Consider the following 19,438-nt stretch of genomic DNA (forward strand, 5'->3'; position numbering starts at 1 on the left):
ACTTAGCCATTCTTGTGTAAATTTCTTTATAATCTATTTTATTTGATTTTTTAAAGGACGCATGTCTGTGAATGATGCTGTTCTAAAACCTTCTCTCATTATCCGTCAATATTCTGAACTCACGCCTTATCCAGACCGCTTTCAAGAGATGAAATCTTATACTGAACAGCGTGATGAACACTCCCCTGACCAACTTTGGATTTTGCAGCATCCCGATGTGCTCACTCAAGGGCAAGCAGGAAAACCTGAGCATATTTTAGTCCCAAGCAATATTCCAATCGTGCAATCAGATCGTGGCGGTCAAGTCACATGGCATGGGCCAGGTCAGATGGTGATTTACTTCATGTTTGATTTAAATCGCTTGAAATGGAATGTGCGCACACTGGTGACTTATGCTGAAAATTTAATGATTAATCTGCTCAAAAAATACGATATCGAAGCCTATGCAAAAGCTGATGCACCAGGTGTCTATGTGAATGATCAAAAAATTGGATCACTTGGGTTCAAAATTAGAAAAGGTCGCAGTTATCACGGTTTAGCATTAAATATTGATTGTAATTTAGATGGTTTTCACACCATTAACCCGTGTGGATATGCAGGTTTAGAAATGGTTCGTATTTGCGACCTCGCTAAAAACTATCCTGATTACAAGCAATTATGCCATGATGTGATTGAATATTTACAACAGAGCGGTTACTTTAATGACGTTAAAGTCATTTCTGAATAAATAACTTTCTTTTTGCAATAAAATAAATTAGAGTAATTACTCTAAAATAGAAATACAACTCATAAAAGGGACAAGCGTGTGATTTCAAGTAAATCTGTCAAACCCGCTTTAGAACAAGCTTATGTCAAAGTCATGATGGATGTGATTGGCAGAGGCTTGGTGATGGCGAGTCAAGTTGATGACGAAATAAAACATGAAGTATCAGCGCTTCCTGTTGGTTTTACCCTATCAATGAAAGTATTTCCAAATGGAGCTGCATTCATTGCTCGAGTTAAACAAAACCATCAGTTAGAACTGCTCAAATCTTTAGATACTAAACCTGATCTTTCAATCATTTTTAAGCACGTCCATCATGCTTTTTTAGTGTTTTCATTCCAAGAAAGTACAGCACAAGCTTTTGCCAATGACCGTATGATTGCAGATGGTGATGTTGCGAATGCAATTCGTTTGGTGCGTTGTTTAAATAAAATGGAAGCTTTAATTTTACCTAAACTGGTCGCTGAGCTTGCAGTGAAAGAATACCCTACCGACTTATCGTTAAAAGAAAAACTAGCTGGTGCTGCAAATATTTATCTTAAAGTTGCACAATCATATTTAAAAGGGAGCGCATAACCCATGGCTAAACCATATTACGAATTTTTTTGTCCTGTAAAAGTGATTGCTGGTCATGCTGCACTCGAACATATTCCTTTTGAATTGGCTGTTTTAGGTTCAAAACGCCCAATGATCATTACTGACAAAGGCGTGCGTACCAATAATCTTTTAGCACCGATTGAAGCATCTTTTGAATCAACGGATATTGAAATCGGCTTTATTTTTGATGATGTTCCACCTGATTCAAGTCTGGAAACAGTACGTGCAGCAGCTCAGGCTTACCGTGCAAACAATTGTGATGCAATCATTGCTGTGGGTGGCGGTTCTGTGATTGACACCTCTAAAGCTGCAAATATTCTTGTATCTGAAGGCGGCGATGATCTCTTGAAATATTCAGGTGCGCATAACCTTCCAAAACCACTTAAACCATTTTTTGTGATTCCGACGACATCAGGTACGGGTTCTGAAGTTACCCTTGCCGCTGTTGTTTCTGACAATCAGAAGAATGTGAAATTGGCTTTTGCATCCAACTATTTAATGCCACATGCTGCGATTTTAGACCCTCGCATGACACAAACCTTGCCACCGCATTTAACCGCGATGACCGCGATGGATGCGATGACTCATGCGATTGAAGCCTATACATGCATTGCTGCAAATCCAATTTCAGATGCCTATGCAACTGCTGCAATCAAAAAAATTAGCAATAACCTATTCAATGTTTTAGAAACACCGACTGATGCACATGGTCGTCTTGAATTGGCACAAGCATCTACAATGGCAGGTATTGCTTTCTCTAATTCAATGGTTGGGATTGTCCATTCCCTAGGTCATGCTTTAGGTGCAGTTGCACATTTACCGCATGGTTTATGTATGAACTTGTTCCTTCCATACGTATTGGACTACAACAAAGAAGTGAATGGCGATAAAATCGCAGATTTACTGCTTCCGCTTGCAGGGCCTGATATTTATGCACAAACACCTGCAAATGAACGTGCCAATAAAACCATCGCAACTTTAAAAGAAATTCGTGATCGTCTGCATGCTTTAACCAAGCTTCCTCGTACTTTGAGCGAAACTGGTAAAATCACCAAAGAACAATTGGATGATGTTGCTGAAAAAGCATTAAATGATGGTTCAATCATTTTCAATCCAAAAGAAGCAACACTAAAAGATTTAAGAGCGATTTTAGAGAAAGCTTGGTAATCCATTTAAAATGCTTAAAGCATAGTGTTAAAAAGCCCGATGTTTGATCAACATTGGGCTTTTGTTATTTTGAACTTAAAGTCATCTATTTTTTAGACAAGTTGGTACATTTTCTGCTAAAAAACTTAACAAAGTTACTGACAAAAGCCACCTTTTTAGAGTAGATTGGCGAACTTTTGTTTCATTTGTAGGGGGGATCGTTCGTCTCAAACGATCCTTATAAACATGACTGATCCTTGATCAACGATTAAGAGGACAACGCCGTTGACAAATATCTCTGGGACTCAATCGGCAGCTAAACTGCAAAAAACGCTTGGCTTTTGGCACATCATTATTATTGGTTTGGCATATATCCAACCCATGACCCTATTTGATACGTTTGGTTTAGTATCTGAAGAAAGTCATTATCACGTTCCAACGTCGTATATCATTGCGCTTATTGCAATTTTATTTACATCCATTAGTTATGGTCATATGATCCGCCGATATCCTTCGTCGGGTTCTGCATATACTTATGCGCAAAAATCCATTCACCCGAATGTTGGCTTTATGGTGGGTTGGTCATCTTGGTTAGATTATTTACTCTCTCCAATGGTCAATATCATTTTGGCTGTGATTTATTTGGAAGCACTTTTTCCTGAAATCAACCATTGGGTTTGGGTCATCGGTCTCACTGCCGTAATGACTGCGGTAAATTTACGTGGTGCTAAATTTGTTGCAAACTTTAACAGTCTGATTGTTTTTGTACAGTTAGGGGTTATTGCTTACTTTACGTGGATGGTTTACCAGCTTTTAGCGGGTGGTGTAAATGCTGATGGTACTTTGGTCAATGCCAAATATCAGTTATGGAGCTTAGAACCATTTTGGAATGAGATGACCTCTCTAGGTGCATTGATTACAGGTGCAACTTTACTGTGCTTCTCATTCACAGGCTTTGACTCACTCAGTTCTCTTGCTGAAGAAACCAAAGATACTGAAAAGACCTTACCACGTGCGATCTTTATGACTGCATTATTTGCTGGTGTGATCTTTATTATTAGTACTTACTTCATGCAAATTTACTTCCCGAATGATCCTAAAACCTACTTTGAGGATGTTGCTGCGACGCAACCTGATATTCTTCAAGCAGTGGGTGGCGTTGCATTTAAAACCGTTGTGCTTTATTTCGCAATCGTTACAGTGATGGCTTCAGGGATTTCTGCACACGCAGGTGTATCACGCTTGATGTATGTAATGGGTCGCGATGGCGTGATCAATAAGAAAGTCTTTGGTCATATTAGTCCAAAAAATTTCACCCCTTCATACAATATTTTGATCGTAGGTGCAGTTGCTTTAACTGCTGGCTTTATGGATCTTGATATTGTTATTTCAATGATCAGTTTTGGTGCTTTAACTGCATTTACATTTGTAAATTTATCAGTGATTTCACGCTATGCATTGCGTGATGGTCGTACCAAAACATTTAAAGATATTTTAAGCTTTGTGATTATTCCTTTGCTTGGTTTTATCAGTATCTTTGCAATGTGGCTTGAAATTGAAGAAACCGCTTTAAAATTCGGTTTGTGGTGGGCGATGTTCGGTATCCTTTACTTAGGTTATAAAACCAAAGGTTTCCGCTACCCTGCTCCGCAACATAATGAACATGAATAAGCACTCGCTTACATGATTCAAAATCAACAAAAGGCGCTTTATGCGCCTTTTGTTTTTCATTCGATTTAGTGTTTAGCTTTAAGCTGAAAATTTATTCACAATTGCTTGAACACGTTTTGCATAAAGTTTCGCTGTTTCTAAATCACCTGAAGGAATTTCGCTTACACTTGCATCTGCTGGAGATTGAACCAGTAAGCCTACAGAACCCCCAAGATTATTGATATCGGCACGCGTCGCGGCTTTGGTATTTGATGGCGCTAGTCCTAAACTCACCCAAATACCACCGTGTTGTGAAGCCAGTGTTTGCAAGCTAATTAAGGTCACTTGTTTATCACCATTCATACTCGCACTATTGGTAAAACCTGCGAAAACTTTATCTTTCCAACCTTGGGTAAACCAAATTTTAGACGTCGCATCAGCAAACTTTTTAAACTGCCAAGGCACACCTGCCATATAGGTTGGTGCGCCAAAAACGATACCTTGAGCAGCATTTAGCTTGTCCCAAGCATCTTCAGGTACATTGCCTTGTTGATCGATCTCAATCAATTGTGCATCAATTTCACGTGCAAATGTTTCTGCAATGACTTTGGTATGACCGTAACCTGAATAATAAACAACAGCGATATTTGACATTATGAATTCCTCATGGATCAATGTTTAGTGTTCAATAAGTTGATTTAAAATTAAATTTTTACATAACTTGGGATAACTGCGGTGAAATTCTGTTTCAGTTCTTGAGTAGACTCTCCCACTAAAACTTCAAATGCATTTTGTTCAATTCCATCAAAAATTTGTTCTGCAACAGTCTTGGGTGAAATTTTTGGAATGTCCAAAGTCTGTGTTAAATCAGTATCAATAAAACCAACATGCACGCCCATCACATGTACATTCGACGGACTCAAAGCCTGTCGTGTCGAATTGGTATAAGACCACGCCGCAGCTTTAGAAATAGCATAACTTGCAAGAAATGTACTCGGTTCCCAAGACACATCCGACAAAATATTGACGATATAACTTTCACTATTTTTCTGCAAAATTGGAGAGAAATGTTGAGTGCTATCAATCACACCATACAAATTGGTTTCTAAGACTTTGCGTGTTGTTGTGATTATTTCCGCATCTACTGGACTTTGATTTAATCGTGCAATACCTGCATTGTTAATCAATATATTGACATCAGCGCATTCTGCAACTGCTTTTTGAATGGATTCGGTATCTGTAACATCAATCTGAACTGGAACAATACCGTCTTGGTTAAAACCTACTGTACTACGCATACCTGCATATACTTTTTTAGCACCACGTTGTACAGCTTCTTGGGCTAATACTAATCCTAAGCCACGATTAGCACCTGTAATAAAAACCACCGCATCTGTTATTTTCATTGGATCATGCTCAAAATTGAAGAGTCTTTATTTCATATTGAAGAACATTCACTGAACTTCACTTCATCTACTCAACTTATGATATACTTTTGAAACCTAGTATCAATTAGTTACTAGCAGGTAACTGGTCTTTTTTTTGTATTGTTTGTATTAAAAACCGATGATCGAGGTAAATTTAAAATGACTAACACTTTCAATTTTAATATTTTTCACCCCAATTGCCCTGCTCGATCTTTTTTTGAAAAATTTGCAGATAAATGGATTCTGCTGATTATTTACCGCTTAGATCAACAATCTCAACATTTTAATGAGTTGAAAAAGAACCTTGCAGGAATTTCTCCCAAAGTACTTTCACAAAAATTAAAAGTCTTAGAAAGAGACGGTTTTATCTCACGTACTATTCATGAAAACAATGTCATTCGCGTTGAATATGCACTTACAACTTTAGGCGCTGAATTTGCACAAACTGCATTGTCGTTCAAAATATGGGCGGAAGGAAATATGCAACACGTGATTCGCGCGCAAAGAAAATTTGATGCAGCTCAAATTGAACTTGAGCAAAAGACTGAAATGATGACCATAACTGAATAAGCAATATGTTAAATATCAATTGAGTATTTAGGATCTACTGATTCAAGCGTATCAAAACTATTTTAATTGAAAAATTAAAAATTAAGAATTAAGAATTAAGAATTAAGAATTAAGAATTAAGAAAAGTTATAAAAAATTATAAAAGTTTTACTGTTATCAATTTAAGCGACCAAAGCAAGTTAAAAAAACTTGCTTTGGTTTTATCGCAATGTAAATTCAAGGAATTAAACCAATTCTTTAAACCCTTGCTGACGCCATGCTTCATATAAGATCACAGCAGTTGCATTGGATAAATTTAAACTACGAGAGTTTGGTGCCATCGGCAGACGAATCCAATGTTGTTGTGGAAACATCATACGAACATCTTCAGGTAAACCACGCGTTTCTGGCCCCATTAACAAAGCAATCGGACGATTTAAATCTGAGGTATGTGGTGTTTCAGTGCCTTTGGTCGTGAGCGGATAAATTGCGTTCTGGTCGATACCTTGCGCTTCTAAATGAGCCAAACATTCCGCAAAATTTTCCCAAACTTTCATATGCGCCCATTCATGATAATCCAAACCTGCACGGCGTAGTTTTTTATCATCCAATTCAAACCCCAGTGGTTTGACCAAATGCAATTGCGCGCCTGTATTGGCACATAAACGGATGATATTCCCCGTATTTGCAGGAATTTCAGGTTCAAATAAAACAACATGAATCACAAGATATCTCTACTTTAAAATCTCCCCGAACCCCGCTTTTTTAAAAAGGAGAACGCCTCCCTTTTTAATGGGAGCTGGGGAGGAATTGCCATTGCAACTGTTCACGTAAACTCACTACCTCACCAATAATGGTCAAAGTAGGCGCTTGAATATGATTTTCTTCAACTTTAGAAGCAATATCTGCCAAAGTTCCTACCACCACTTTTTGGTCTGGCGTTGTACCTTTGGAAATAAGTGCAACAGGCATACTTGGACGCTGACCATGTGCAATAAGCTGTTCACAAATTTTTTCCAAACCCACCAAGCCCATATAGAGTACAAGGGTTTGATTTTCATAAACCAACTCATTCCAAGGTAGCTCAGGTGAACCTTCTTTCAAATGGCCTGTCAGGAAACGTACGCTTTGTGCATAATCACGATGCGTCAGAGGAATCCCTGCATAAGCAGAACAACCTGAAGCAGCCGTAATTCCAGGAACAACTTGGAAGGTTACCCCAGCTTCATATAGCTCTTGAATTTCCTCACCGCCACGTCCAAAGATGAATGGATCACCACCTTTCAAACGGCAAACACGTTTACCTTCTGAAGCATATTGAACCAATAGTGCATTAATACCATCTTGAGGAACTGAATGATTTGAACGTGCTTTACCCACATAAATCTTAGTTGCATCACGACGACACAATTCTAAAATAGGTGCTGAAACAAGGCGATCGTAAATAACCACATCGGCTTGTTGCATCAATCTGAGCGCTTTTAACGTTAATAGTTCTGGATCGCCCGGCCCTGCACCAATGAGATACACTTCGCCTTTTGGTTTTTTCCACTCCGTCAAAGCTTGTTCAATTAAACGATCAGCCTCAACAATATTGTCATTAAATATTTGCTCTTTCAGTGGACTTGCATACAAGTCTTCCCAAAAGATACGACGCTCATCGGGATTGATAATCTTTTCTTTAACAACCTTACGCCATTTCCCCGAAAAATCAGCAAGTTTCCCCATACCATGGGGAATAGCAGCTTCTAATTGGGTACGGATTTGACGAGATAAAACTGGAGATGCACCATTGGTCGCAATTGAAACAACCAATGGGGAGCGATCAATAATCGCTGGCACCATAAAACGGCAATGTGGAGGATCATCAACACTGTTGACCAACACATTTAAATCTTCACACGCTTCAAAAACAGCTTGATTGACTGCACCACTATTGGTCGCAGCAATCACTAAACGATAACTACTGAGGCTAATTTGATCATCAAATTTAGCCTGATGGAACTGTCCCTGAGTTGCATGAACAATTTCCAACAAGCTTGGTTCAATTTCAGGTGCAACCACATGAATGATTGCACCTGCTTTTGCAAGCAAAACTGCTTTACGATAGGCAATATGCCCACCACCGACAATCAGACAAGGTTGCCCTTGTAGCTTTAACGAGATTGGGAAAATTTCCACAGTGTTCCTCAAAAGTTCAAATCTGATTGTACTAAGCAATTTTTGTGCACAAAACTAAGTCATTTATCGATTTATTGATATTTAGTCGATAAAAGTTGCACCAGCCATGTACGGACGAAGCACTTCTGGCACCTCAATAGAGCCATCTGCACGTTGGTAATTTTCCATCACTGCCAATAAAGTACGACCCACAGCCAAACCTGAACCATTCAATGTATGTACCAGTTCAGTTTTCTTTTGATCTGCACGATAACGTGCCATCATACGGCGTGCTTGGAAATCCCACATATTTGAGCATGAAGAAATCTCACGATAGGTATTTTGGCTTGGCACCCAAACTTCCAAATCGTAAGTTTTGCATGCACCAAAGCCCATATCGCCAGCACACAAGAGTACTTTACGATAAGGTAAGCCTAAAACCTGTAAAATCCCTTCTGCATGACCCGTTAATGCTTCTAAAGCATCCATTGAGTCTTCTGGTTTAACGATTTGCACCATTTCAACTTTGTCAAACTGATGTTGACGAATCAAACCACGTGTATCACGCCCATAAGAGCCTGCTTCGCTACGGAAACATGGTGTATGCGCTGCGTACTTAAGCGGTAAACGATCTGCATCAATGATTTCATCACGGACAAAATTCGTTACAGGGACTTCCGCTGTTGGGATAAGGTAATATTCTTTTTCACCTTGTAATTTGAATAAATCTTCTTCAAATTTAGGTAATTGGCCTGTACCACGTAATGAATCTGCATTCACCAAATAAGGCACATAAGCTTCGGTATAACCATTTTTAAGCGTATGTGTATCTAACATAAACTGTGTCAAAGCACGTTGTAAGCGCGCCAAAGGGCCTTTTAAAACGCTAAAACGAGTTCCTGTCAATTTAGTCGCAGTTTCAAACTCTAAACCACCCATCATTTCGCCAAGATCTGTATGATCTTTAATCTCGAAATCAAATTGACGCGGTGTACCCCATTTTAAAACTTCAACATTATCACTTTCATCTTTACCCTCAGGTACAGATTTGTGTGGTAAATTTGGAATAGACAATAACTTTGCTTCAAGTTCAGCTTGAAGTTCGTTCAATTCAACTTCCGCAGCTTTAATTTCATCACCAATAGCACCCATTCGCGCCATGATTTCAGAAGCATCACCACCTGATTTTTTGATTTGACCTACTTGTTTTGCACCCGAATTACGCTCAGCTTGCAAATTTTCAGTTCTAGACTGAATTTCTTTACGGCGAGCTTCTAGTGATGCCCATTCTTCAACGTTGAGTTGTACACCACGTTTCGCTAAGGCTAAATTTACAGCCTCAATATTATTTCTGAGTAATTTCGGGTCAATCATGGCCAATCTAAAGTAAGAAAAAAACTGACTATAGTGTAAGCTCTTCACCAAAAAAAATACAGTGACAGAGCATTACACAGACATGAATTGTATGATTTGACAACAAATTATGGACTTACAGGCTTTTCTACGACAGGTTCGACTTGCGGTAAGCTTGGTAAATATTCAGGTTTAACCAAATCTTTCGCCATTTGATACGGCAATTTGAGTTCTGGCATCCCATCTGCATAAGACGTTAATTCATATAATGGATACACAAAAACAATACCGTTTACGCCATAGTAATAATTATCACTCAATTGTAATTTTTCACGAGTAATATCTTTTTGAATCAACCAATTGGCATTGGCATCATAAAGCTGTTCCGCTACTTTTGCTTCAACATTCGGTTTTAGAATATCTGTAAGTGCTAAACGCTTTTTGGTATTCAAATCAAAAGTCACATATTCATTATGATACATACCATGTGCAGCACCCGCTGCGTAGCTATAAGTTTGAATCACAAAAGTGGCTAAATTATTTTGCTGAGAAATAAAACGCACATAAATTGAATTTTGACTTAAACCTTTCAGTGAAGACTCTGCTTCACTATTGGCTTGAGCATTGGCATGACCTTGCTCAAAAGCATTTGGCACATCTTTTTTAATACGAGTCAGAAAATAGTCATCAATCCATGTGACATTCGACTTCACTGTTTGTAAATCGTATTGGATACAACCATCTTCATCACAGAATTGCTTTTTAGGAATTTCAACACGTTCAATTTTAGCTTGAATAAGTGGCGTCACTTCAGATTGGCTTTGAGTCGTCTTTTGTTCTGCTTGCGGAGCTGGCTTTTCCTGACATGCAGTAACCATTAACATCGTCGATAACAGAGATGAAAAAATCAGACCACTTTTAAAATTTACTTTCATTTCTATATCTTTAAAGCATATTAAGTAATGACACTATCATAAAACCTGAACCCGAAAATTAATATTCATAATTGTTAATTATTGATATTTTGTTGTTTAAATCTCGATATATCTCTTTAATTTTGATCATTTTCTAACAGCATCATTTTTATTTAAAGCGTATTCAAAGCACTATTTCGCTAGACTCAACCCAATTACAATGAAAACCCAATGGGATATGCACAGTTAAATCAATTTCTGCTTGTTGCTGAATATCCAGTCCAGCCACTTTTAAAATCACGGCTTTGGCTGCCTCCCCCTCAATATGATGTAAATACCCCATCAAATAGCCATGACCTTCTGGGCTATGTTCATTTTCAGCAACAAATGTCAGCTCACCTATTGCCCACTCTGCCCCAAAATCATAAGACACGCAGATTTCCATTTCCAAATCATGGATATATAAACAATTGAATAAATTCGTTTCAGCAAAGCCTAAAGTATATAAATAACGATATTGTATCCCTATAAATCTTTGATCAATTTTAGGAAATTCCTGAATCCGATCATCTAAAAGTCTTCGCTGAATCGTTTGTAAATTTGAATCAACAATCCAACGTTCTAACTTTGCATTTTGCAACTCATAAGCGGCATGTTGAGCATGTTCAAAATCCTCTCGATGCACGACAACATCTAAAATAATTCTATTTTGATGATCGCGATAAGCATTTGCTGCATGAAATACAAAGCAGGGGTCAAGATTAATCCATTGAATATGTGAAGCCTCGGCATATTTAGGCAATATTCCAATACGTGCTTGATGCTGTTTATTCCAATGATATGGGACACTTGCACCTTGTAATAACCGCTTCGTAGAAAAAGTGAGTGGAAAATCAAAAACCAATACATCTTGTTGTGTAATCAAACAATCGTGAATCATCGGCCCATGTTGTAATAAAATTTGAGTCACATGGATTAACTCACCCTTTTCATCAATGACTTGATAATACGCATTTTTACCATCTAAGGCATCATAACTAATGGCATGCAAATGCCCTGTTTTAGGGTCTTTTCGAGGATGTGCTGTAAAAGGTAAATCAGCATCACTATTGAAAAGTTGGTAACGCTCAGCTTGTAATTGATCATTTAAACAAATCGGAAATGCACCTGCTTCAATCACAGCCCAAAGCTTGCCTGCATGTTGAAAAATATTGGTATTGACCACGTCATGCGCACCACGGCGAAAACCTTGAATGAATGGTTTTTGCTTCAATCGCTGTACCTGATCAGTTGCAATCATCGTACTTTTATAGCAAACAGCCTGACCCGCTTGCAGCTTCAGTGCATGAATCATTCCATCACCGAGATACCATTCAAATAATGAAGGCTGCGAAGTATAAATAGGATTGGAACCAATTCTCAGTAATAAACCATTCAAATCTGGCGGAATGACGCCTGAAACTTTTAGCGCAGTAATGGTTGTTTCTTCTACTGGTTGATAAAGCTTTTTATGGTAAAGGTTTGATTCTTTATCTCGATGATTTCGTCTTAAAAATCGCCCAATGACATGAATTAACTTTTGTCTAATCACATTCCAAAATGACTTTTGAGCAGTCATTCGTGGATATGGTTTAAGTGCTAATGGCTTTTTGCGATACATAAAGCATCTCAATTTTTATATTCAAGCTATTGTTTGAGAATAAAATAAACCCAAATTGAATACCACTTTAATTTCTCAAGCAAGATTGCTTATTGTAAATGTCAGCAATTGAACCATTCGGTTATTTGGATAAATTGGTACAAAAAAAGCAACCCGAAGGTTGCTCATTAAACAGATCAAAAAACTTATTGATCAATAATATCTGTACCTTTTGGTGGTACAAAATTAAAGGTTGATGCAGGAATTTTTGCATTGACCTGAACATTGTTAAAACGCACTGTGGTGGTTTGCCCCAATGAATCTTGTAAAATCATTAAAGATGGTGCATTTTTCGCTCCAAAACTAATCGTCAAGCTTTGGAAAGCGCCGTCTTTTTGTTTTGGATACAAGGTGTAGTAAGTTTTCCCCGCATTAGGCTGGGTAATACGGTAGGCTTTTTGAATCTGTTGCGTATTACCACTCAATAACAATGCAGGTGTATTGGCAACTTGTTCATCTAAACTTTGACGAACAGCTTGTTGTAAATCAGGATCATAAATCCAAACTGTTTTACCAGAAGTCACAATGGTTTGTTTTGCTGGTGTTGTCGTCTGCCAATAGAATTTACCAGGACGTTCAACTTTCATCACACCTTTAAAGGTTTGATTCATATGTTGTGCCGTCAGACCTTTCTTCTGAGCAACTTTACTTGATTGAGTGACTTTCGTACTTTGCTCAAAATCTGCTGTAAAGCTTTTCACACCGCTTAATTGGCGCACTAAATTTGCAGTCGCTTGTTGCTCCGACGCAGCAGATGCTGCAAAAACTGTTGTGCTCATTACAGGTGCAAGCATAGTCGCACTGATTGCTACTGCACCCATCGTTTTACGAAGCATATTCATAGGTTCACCTTTTATATATTTGCGTCATCGCAATTTGTAAGATGGTTCATCATAAACTAAATTTTAGCGCTAATATTAGAGAAAATAAGAGGTTTTGTATTGTTATTGGTGCAAAATGTAGAAAAGTATTCATCATGATGGAGATATGTTTTTAATTCCAAAGCATAAAAAAACCCGCAATTAAGCGGGTCTTTTAGAACTCTTAAAACTTATGCAGTTTCAACAGTTACGTAGCGACGGCCAAATTGACCCTTCACTTCGAATTTGATTACGCCGTCAGCAGTAGCGAACAAAGTATGGTCACGGCCCATACCTACGTTTGCACCAGCGTGGAATTCTGTACCACGTTGACGAACGATAATGTTACCAGCAGTCACAGCTTGACCACCGTACATTTTAACACCTAACATTTTAGGGTTCGAGTCACGACCGTTCTTAGTCGAACCACCGGCTTTTTTAGTTGCCATGTCTATTTACTCCTAGTGATTAGCCTGCGATCGCAGTAATTTTCAACTCGGTAAACCATTGACGGTGACCTTGTTGTTTACGGTAATGTTTACGACGACGCATTTTAACAATACGGATTTTGTCGTGACGACCATGACCAACCACTTCTGCAGTTACTTTTGCGCCAGCAACAACTGGAGCACCGATTTGAATACTTTCGCCATTCACAACCATGAGTACATCGTCAAATGTAATCGTTGCGCCAGTTTCAGCTTTCAACAATTCAACTTTAAGGGTTTCACCCTCAACAACACGGTGCTGTTTACCACCGCTTTGGATTACTGCGTACATATCGTACTCCAACTTACCCGTGTCGTCGTGCCGATAAAGGAATATATCGATCTTAATACGAACGCCACTGGGGGTTATATAAGGGCAAAGATTTTAAGTGATAATGAATTAAACAACAAGTCATTTTCATCAAATAATAGTACCGCACGCTAAATAATCAAGTACGAAACCTTATTTTAAGACTCGCCCATTGAATATATAGAATTTTTTTTAGAGTATTACAAAAATTGAAATAGATTTTTAAAACAAATCCGCTACTATGTAGCACAAAAGAATGACTGACTAAAATGTATGTTGTTTTACCTATACTTGGACATTTAAAGAACAAATCATTACTATTCAGCACAATGACTGTTTTCTATAGCAACATTTATTGACGTTAATTGTTACACTCACACTTAAACGCATTTGCATGAGGCTTCCGCTCTATGACCATTGACTTTAAGCAAGATATTCTCGCTCCTGTTGCAACTGACTTTGCAGCAATGGATAAGTTTATTAATGAAGGGATTACTTCAAAAGTTGCATTGGTTATGGCTGTCAGTAAACACGTGGTGGAAGCAGGTGGAAAACGCATGCGCCCAATTATGTGTTTACTTGCTGCAAAAGCATGTGGTGCAACAGATACACAAATGGAAGCTTACCGCAAACTTGCCGCAATTATTGAAATGCTCCATACAGCAACACTGGTTCATGACGATGTGGTTGATGAATCAGGATTGCGCCGTGGTCGTCCAACGGCCAATGCGACATGGAACAATCAAACTGCGGTTTTAGTGGGTGACTTCCTCATTTCTCGTGCTTTTGATTTATTGGTCGATCTCGACAATATGGTTTTGCTCAAAGACTTTTCTACAGGAACCTGTGAAATTGCAGAAGGTGAAGTGTTACAACTACAAGCACAACACCAACCTGAGACAACTGAACAAACCTACTTAGATATTATTCACGGAAAAACATCACGTTTATTCGAGCTTGCGACTGAAGGTGCAGCAATTTTGGCGAATAAACCTGAGTACCGCGAACCTTTACGTTTATTTGCTGGCCATTTTGGTAATGCCTTCCAAATTATTGATGATATTTTAGACTACACTTCAGACGCTGAAACATTAGGTAAAAATATTGGTGATGATTTGATGGAAGGCAAACCAACTTTACCTTTAATCTCTGCCCTAGCAAATACACAAGGCGAAGAGCACGAAATTATTAAAAAGAGTATTGCTACAGGCGGAACAGCAGATTTAGCACGTGTGATCGAAATTGTGCAAACATCTGGTGCTTTAGATTATTGCAGTCGCCGTGCGACTGAGGAAACTGAAGCCGCAATTCAAGCTTTAGAATCTCTACCTGAATCTGAATACCGCCAAGCACTCTATAATTTAGCGCAACTTGCCTTACATCGAATTCAATAAAATCTCCTAAGGCTTATGCAGATACAATTTAATGATCTTTTTATCCTCATGCAGGAACAGCTTGATAATGTCAAAGCTGTTCCAGACCCGAATGTTTTAATTACACTGATTGATCGTATCAGACCCGAAGACAGTCATAATTTAGAAGAAACGAATTTTAAGTTTGATGCTTTAACCCAAGCCTTACTCATCACACCTAATGCAGCATCAGCATTGCAAGGCTATTTACTTAAACTGATTAATCACTATAAACAAGCCAGCTTATATGCGGACAGTGGCATTTTATCTTTGGATGGTTTTTGGAATCAGCTTGGGCAACGCTTAGGTACTCATTTTCTACCTTTATTGGTTGATGGATCGGAACTCAAAGATTTAGTCGGTAAAGTATTTCATCAACGTAGTGATAAATATTGGCTTGAAAATATTGAACCTGAACAATGGCATCTGTTATTTCAACTGCTAAACCAAGGTCATCGTTATAAAACTGCCAAACTTGGTATCAAAAGAGAAATTGTAAAAGCTATAACCGTTCTGTCATATCGAATCAGTGGTATCGGGTTATATCCAGAATTTATTAATGCTCATCCTGAGTTACAAGAATATGAATCCCCTTTTCTGGTTCAAAACCGTGAAATTATTGAATTTATAGAATCCTATAAAAAACGACATCGCAATCAAGATGAACAGGCTGTTAGCGTTCCACATGATGCAGATCAAGCATTGGTGATGATTGAACAATGCCGTGATGTGGTATTGAAAATTCGCCGTGCGACCAAAAGAACGGGGGTAAGTTTAAGTCTGACTTATCTTGTGTCTTTATTAGAACAATGCTTAGATCGTATTGAACTACTCTTGAACCTGATTGTTGAAGAAGATCAAGTCCGTTATCAAATCTATGGTGAATTACTGATAGATTTAGTCCAAGCACATTATAGTGAAACCAGTGTTCGAGACTTACTCAAAACCAATAGTGAACTGATCGCCCTACAAGTCACAGAAAATGCCAGTAAGACGGGTGAACATTATGTAAGCACTGATAAAAAGGGCTTTTTAGGCATGTACAATGCAGCAGCAGGTGCAGGTGTAATCATTGCCATCATGGCAACGATCAAGATCTTGACTGCTCGATTGGTACTCGCACCTTTTGTACAAGCCTTTTTATTCAGTATGAATTATTCACTTGGCTTCATACTGATTCATGTCTTGCACTTTACTGTTGCCACCAAACAACCCGCAATGACCGCGGCAGCTTTGGCCTCTACGGTACAGCATCGTAAAGGTTCAAAAACTGCGCAAATTGCTGAACTTGCTGGCTTAATTATCAATATTATACGAACTCAATTTATTGCAATTCTGGGTAATATTTCAATCGCGATCCCAACTGCAGCTTTAGTGACCTTTCTTTGGCAATTGATGATGCATGAGCCTTTGCTCAATCATGCCAAAGCAACCATGTTACTGCATAGCTTAAACCCATTTACTTCACTTGCTATTCCACATGCGGCAATCGCAGGAGTTTGTTTATTTTTATCGGGATTAATCGCGGGATATTTTGACAATATGGCAATTTATCGCAAAGTTGGCCCCCGTTTGAAAGCACATATCAAGTTAAAAAACCTCATGGGGCAAGAAAGACTGGATAAATTCGCAGCTTATATTGAAAGAAACTTAGGGGCTTTAGCGGGTAATTTTCTCTTCGGGGTCATGCTCGGAAGCATGGGAACGATTGGTTTTATCCTAGGTTTACCGCTAGATATTCGTCATATTGCCTTTGCCTCTGCAAACTTTATTCAGGGCTTAATGACAGTCAATGGTTCTCCTGATCTTGGGGTGATTATTGTCTCATTCTTCGGCGTATTGTGTATCGGTCTCACTAACCTCTTTGTCAGTTTCACATTGACAATTATTGTCGCATTAAGAGCAAGACAAGTTCGTTTCGAACAGTGGAAACCACTTGCAAAGCTTGTTTTTACTCACTTTTTTACACGTCCTCTCGATTTCTTTTGGCCGCCCAAACAACCTTTGCAGGTTGAAGAACAAAACAACACTCAAAACAAAACAAATCACTAAAGATTTTGTTATTTTTTTGTTCAAATTGTTATTTTTTTTTGCAAAAAGAAATTAGTATAAATTAACTAATCCTACTCACTTGAAAAAAAGTGTACTGACTAGTACACTTTGGCGCATTAGTTAAACTCAACGAGTGAGATTAATAATAATACTCTAGGTCATGTTATGCCTTATGTACTTATCTTGATTGGCTGTATAGGTTTACTTTTTAGTAGTATTAGTTTAAATATTAATGAGATACAGCACTTTGATTTATTAAGTGTTGAATGGATGAGCTCGCATCGTTCTAGCATTATGAATGGTCTTGCGATCACACTTTCTTATTTAGGTGGTTTACCACCAATGATTGTGGTTGTGGCAATAAGTAGTTTGTATTTTTTGCGGCTAAAACAATATGCAAATGTCTTTATGCTCACAATTGGATTGCTCGGTGCAACGACGATTGGTTGGATAGTTAAATATGCAGTCAACCGCCCTCGACCAGATGAAGTGTACCAAATGGTGCAAACCTACGGTGCCTCATTTCCAAGTGCTCACAGTATTTATGCTGCTCTTTTAAGTTGCTCAATTGTTTTTATATTTCGTAAACATAGGCGAGCTAAGCTGATTTGCTTGGTGTGCTGCTTTTGGTTTTTAAGCATGGGAATTTCTCGCGTTTATCTAGGCGCACACTTCCCAACAGACGTACTTGCTGGCTGGAGTATAGGCTTTATATGGGCTGCTATTCTTTGGCTCATGTTGTTATCAAAGACGTTGAGTAGAAACAAATTATTTTTAAATAAAAAACTAAACGAGGTGGAATAATGATGTCGGCAAAGCTTTGGGCTCCTGCCCTTACTGCTTGTGCTCTCGCAACAAGTATTGCACTTGTAGGTTGTAGCAAAGACTCTTCTAAAGAAGCTGAGCAAGCTGCTGCTGCCCAAAAAATGCCACCGACTGAAGTTGGTGTTATTGTTGCTCAACCACAAAGCGTTGAACAAAGTGTTGAACTTTCAGGTCGTACAGCAGCGTATGAAATCTCTGATGTTCGCCCACAAACAAATGGTGTGATCTTAAAACGTTTGTTTACTGAAGGTAGTTTTGTTCGTGAAGGTCAACCTCTTTATGAGATTGATTCAAGTACAAATCGTGCAAACTTAGAGAGTGCTAAAGCGGCGTTAATTCGTCAACAAGCAAACTTAAATGCATTACAAGTTAAAGCAAACCGTTATCGTCAATTAGTTGGAATCAATGCTGTTTCTAAACAAGAATATGATGATTTAATTGCACAAATTAAACTTGCGGAAGCAGATATTGCAGCTTCAAATGCCGCTGTTAAGAATGCACAAATTGACTTAGGTTACTCTACTGTTCGTTCACCTATTTCGGGTCAATCTGGACGTTCATCTGTAACTGCTGGTGCTTTAGTTACGGCGAGCCAAGCAAATGCCTTGGTCACAATTCAACAACTTGATCCAATTTATGTTGATATTAATCAATCAAGTGCTGAGTTATTACGTCTTCGTCAACAGTTAAGCCAAGGCAGTATTGATCGTAGTAACAATACAAAAGTTCGCTTAAAACTTGAAGATGGTAGCACTTATCCGATTGAAGGGAATCTTGCCTTCTCCGATGCAAGTGTAAACCCAGATACAGGCTCTGTGACTTTACGTGCTGTGTTCTCTAACCCAAATCATTTGTTACTGCCAGGTATGTTTGCCAATGCGCAAATTGTTCAAGGTGTGATTCCAAATGCTTACCTCGTTCCACAAGCTGCAATTACACGTACCCCTACGGGTCAAGCGATTGCAATGTTGGTCAATGCAAAAGGTCAAGTGGAATCTCGTCCAATAACAACGTCTGGCGTTCAAGGTACTGACTGGATTGTAACTCAAGGTTTACAAACGGGTGATAAAGTCATTGTAGATGGTATTGCCAAAGTAAAACCTGAACAAGCTGTAGTTGCTAAACCTTATCAGCCTCAAGCGGCTGCACCACAAACAGGTGCTAAGCAAGGTTCAACACAACCGGCTCAACAAAATAAGTCTAGTGAACAAAAAGCTACTTCAAATACATAAG

The 19,438-nt window shown here is 38.5% G+C and carries 19 protein-coding genes; 9 read left to right on the forward strand and 10 right to left on the reverse strand.

Going from position 1 to position 19,438, the window contains the following annotated elements; translation table 11 throughout:
* The first annotated feature begins 67 nt into the window (after nucleotides 1–67).
* From lipB to ACY45D_RS13040, 4 genes are all read left to right on the forward strand, one after another.
* A complete protein-coding gene (gene lipB / locus ACY45D_RS13025) occupies nucleotides 68–727 on the forward strand; it encodes a lipoyl(octanoyl) transferase LipB (RefSeq protein WP_463107112.1) in 660 nt (219 codons plus the stop codon).
* A 78-nt stretch (nucleotides 728–805) separates the two neighbouring features.
* Nucleotides 806–1,339: a hypothetical protein gene (locus ACY45D_RS13030; protein ID WP_463107113.1), complete on the forward strand. Its 534-nt coding sequence runs from the start codon at nucleotides 806–808 to the stop codon at nucleotides 1,337–1,339.
* A 3-nt stretch (nucleotides 1,340–1,342) separates the two neighbouring features.
* A complete protein-coding gene (locus ACY45D_RS13035; protein WP_463107114.1) occupies nucleotides 1,343–2,527 on the forward strand; it encodes an iron-containing alcohol dehydrogenase in 1,185 nt (394 codons plus the stop codon).
* Between the two features lie 264 nt (nucleotides 2,528–2,791).
* The gene (locus ACY45D_RS13040; protein ID WP_463107115.1) at nucleotides 2,792–4,177 is read left to right on the forward strand and encodes an APC family permease; all 1,386 of its coding nucleotides are present in this window, start codon (nucleotides 2,792–2,794) and stop codon (nucleotides 4,175–4,177) included.
* A gap of 78 nt (nucleotides 4,178–4,255) precedes the next feature.
* Here the strand turns inward: ACY45D_RS13040 and ACY45D_RS13045 are convergent, their stop codons facing one another.
* On the reverse strand, nucleotides 4,256–4,810 hold the full coding sequence (locus ACY45D_RS13045; RefSeq protein ID WP_463107116.1) for a flavodoxin family protein: 555 nt from the start codon (nucleotides 4,808–4,810) through the stop codon (nucleotides 4,256–4,258).
* A gap of 50 nt (nucleotides 4,811–4,860) precedes the next feature.
* Entirely contained in the window at nucleotides 4,861–5,562 is a 702-nt protein-coding gene (locus tag ACY45D_RS13050) for an SDR family oxidoreductase (RefSeq protein ID WP_463107117.1), read from the reverse strand.
* Between the two features lie 180 nt (nucleotides 5,563–5,742).
* Here ACY45D_RS13050 and ACY45D_RS13055 point away from each other — a divergent pair, with 180 nt between their 5' ends.
* Nucleotides 5,743–6,153: a winged helix-turn-helix transcriptional regulator gene (locus ACY45D_RS13055; RefSeq protein ID WP_463107118.1), complete on the forward strand. Its 411-nt coding sequence runs from the start codon at nucleotides 5,743–5,745 to the stop codon at nucleotides 6,151–6,153.
* 224 nt (nucleotides 6,154–6,377) lie between these two features.
* On the opposite strand, the gene ACY45D_RS13060 is transcribed toward ACY45D_RS13055, so the two are convergent.
* The 8 genes from ACY45D_RS13060 to rplU all read right to left on the reverse strand — a co-directional run bounded on the left by ACY45D_RS13060 (nucleotide 6,378) and on the right by rplU (nucleotide 13,898).
* Entirely contained in the window at nucleotides 6,378–6,857 is a 480-nt protein-coding gene (locus tag ACY45D_RS13060) for a tRNA (cytidine(34)-2'-O)-methyltransferase (protein WP_089603819.1), read from the reverse strand.
* Between the two features lie 64 nt (nucleotides 6,858–6,921).
* Nucleotides 6,922–8,313: a siroheme synthase CysG gene (gene cysG / locus ACY45D_RS13065; protein ID WP_463107119.1), complete on the reverse strand. Its 1,392-nt coding sequence runs from the start codon at nucleotides 8,311–8,313 to the stop codon at nucleotides 6,922–6,924.
* 81 nt (nucleotides 8,314–8,394) lie between these two features.
* Nucleotides 8,395–9,666, reverse strand: a complete 1,272-nt coding sequence (gene serS, locus ACY45D_RS13070; RefSeq protein ID WP_463107120.1) for a serine--tRNA ligase — start codon at nucleotides 9,664–9,666, stop codon at nucleotides 8,395–8,397.
* Between the two features lie 107 nt (nucleotides 9,667–9,773).
* A complete protein-coding gene (locus tag ACY45D_RS13075; RefSeq protein WP_463107121.1) occupies nucleotides 9,774–10,580 on the reverse strand; it encodes an RsiV family protein in 807 nt (268 codons plus the stop codon).
* 163 nt (nucleotides 10,581–10,743) lie between these two features.
* On the reverse strand, nucleotides 10,744–12,219 hold the full coding sequence (locus ACY45D_RS13080; protein WP_463107122.1) for a carotenoid oxygenase family protein: 1,476 nt from the start codon (nucleotides 12,217–12,219) through the stop codon (nucleotides 10,744–10,746).
* 185 nt (nucleotides 12,220–12,404) lie between these two features.
* Nucleotides 12,405–13,100, reverse strand: coding sequence for an outer membrane lipoprotein periplasmic chaperone LolA (gene lolA / locus ACY45D_RS13085; protein ID WP_463107123.1), 696 nt, complete (start codon nucleotides 13,098–13,100; stop codon nucleotides 12,405–12,407).
* Nucleotides 13,101–13,309: 209 nt separating this feature from the next.
* Nucleotides 13,310–13,567, reverse strand: coding sequence for a 50S ribosomal protein L27 (gene rpmA, locus ACY45D_RS13090; protein ID WP_010113104.1), 258 nt, complete (start codon nucleotides 13,565–13,567; stop codon nucleotides 13,310–13,312).
* 19 nt (nucleotides 13,568–13,586) lie between these two features.
* Complete coding sequence (gene rplU, locus ACY45D_RS13095) at nucleotides 13,587–13,898, reverse strand: 50S ribosomal protein L21 (protein WP_010113102.1); 312 nt, start codon at nucleotides 13,896–13,898, stop codon at nucleotides 13,587–13,589.
* Between the two features lie 428 nt (nucleotides 13,899–14,326).
* On the opposite strand from rplU, the gene sdsA reads away from it, so the two are divergent.
* The 4 genes from sdsA (at nucleotide 14,327) to ACY45D_RS13115 (ending at nucleotide 19,437) form a co-directional block, all read left to right on the forward strand.
* The gene (sdsA, locus tag ACY45D_RS13100; RefSeq protein ID WP_463107124.1) at nucleotides 14,327–15,310 is read left to right on the forward strand and encodes an All-trans-nonaprenyl-diphosphate synthase; all 984 of its coding nucleotides are present in this window, start codon (nucleotides 14,327–14,329) and stop codon (nucleotides 15,308–15,310) included.
* Nucleotides 15,311–15,325: 15 nt separating this feature from the next.
* Nucleotides 15,326–17,380 carry a site-specific recombinase gene (locus ACY45D_RS13105; RefSeq protein ID WP_463107125.1) on the forward strand — a complete coding sequence of 685 codons (2,055 nt, stop codon included), beginning with the start codon at nucleotides 15,326–15,328 and terminating at the stop codon, nucleotides 17,378–17,380.
* A 165-nt stretch (nucleotides 17,381–17,545) separates the two neighbouring features.
* The gene (locus ACY45D_RS13110) at nucleotides 17,546–18,184 is read left to right on the forward strand and encodes a phosphatase PAP2 family protein (RefSeq protein WP_463107126.1); all 639 of its coding nucleotides are present in this window, start codon (nucleotides 17,546–17,548) and stop codon (nucleotides 18,182–18,184) included.
* Nucleotides 18,184–19,437 (forward strand): efflux RND transporter periplasmic adaptor subunit, encoded by a 1,254-nt coding sequence (locus ACY45D_RS13115; RefSeq protein WP_463107127.1) that lies wholly within the window; start codon nucleotides 18,184–18,186, stop codon nucleotides 19,435–19,437. The genes ACY45D_RS13110 and ACY45D_RS13115 overlap by 1 nt, the downstream gene beginning before the upstream one ends.
* The last annotated feature ends 1 nt before the right edge of the window (nucleotide 19,438 follow it).

The organism is Acinetobacter sp. BZX-2 (genome assembly GCF_055179795.1).

Bases quoted from the DNA above. Each gene is read 5' to 3' on its own strand.
- sdsA (WP_463107124.1), top strand. From the start codon at position 14,327: ATGACCATTGACTTTAAGCAAGATATTCTCGCTCCTGTTGCAACTGAC.
- ACY45D_RS13105 (WP_463107125.1), top strand. From the start codon at position 15,326: ATGCAGATACAATTTAATGATCTTTTTATCCTCATGCAGGAACAGCTT.
- ACY45D_RS13080 (WP_463107122.1), bottom strand. From the start codon at position 12,219: ATGTATCGCAAAAAGCCATTAGCACTTAAACCATATCCACGAATGACT.
- ACY45D_RS13045 (WP_463107116.1), bottom strand. From the start codon at position 4,810: ATGTCAAATATCGCTGTTGTTTATTATTCAGGTTACGGTCATACCAAA.
- lolA (WP_463107123.1), bottom strand. From the start codon at position 13,100: ATGAATATGCTTCGTAAAACGATGGGTGCAGTAGCAATCAGTGCGACT.
- rplU (WP_010113102.1), bottom strand. From the start codon at position 13,898: ATGTACGCAGTAATCCAAAGCGGTGGTAAACAGCACCGTGTTGTTGAG.
- ACY45D_RS13050 (WP_463107117.1), bottom strand. From the start codon at position 5,562: ATGAAAATAACAGATGCGGTGGTTTTTATTACAGGTGCTAATCGTGGC.
- ACY45D_RS13075 (WP_463107121.1), bottom strand. From the start codon at position 10,580: ATGAAAGTAAATTTTAAAAGTGGTCTGATTTTTTCATCTCTGTTATCG.
- ACY45D_RS13035 (WP_463107114.1), top strand. From the start codon at position 1,343: ATGGCTAAACCATATTACGAATTTTTTTGTCCTGTAAAAGTGATTGCT.
- ACY45D_RS13115 (WP_463107127.1), top strand. From the start codon at position 18,184: ATGATGTCGGCAAAGCTTTGGGCTCCTGCCCTTACTGCTTGTGCTCTC.
- ACY45D_RS13110 (WP_463107126.1), top strand. From the start codon at position 17,546: ATGCCTTATGTACTTATCTTGATTGGCTGTATAGGTTTACTTTTTAGT.
- serS (WP_463107120.1), bottom strand. From the start codon at position 9,666: ATGATTGACCCGAAATTACTCAGAAATAATATTGAGGCTGTAAATTTA.
- rpmA (WP_010113104.1), bottom strand. From the start codon at position 13,567: ATGGCAACTAAAAAAGCCGGTGGTTCGACTAAGAACGGTCGTGACTCG.
- ACY45D_RS13055 (WP_463107118.1), top strand. From the start codon at position 5,743: ATGACTAACACTTTCAATTTTAATATTTTTCACCCCAATTGCCCTGCT.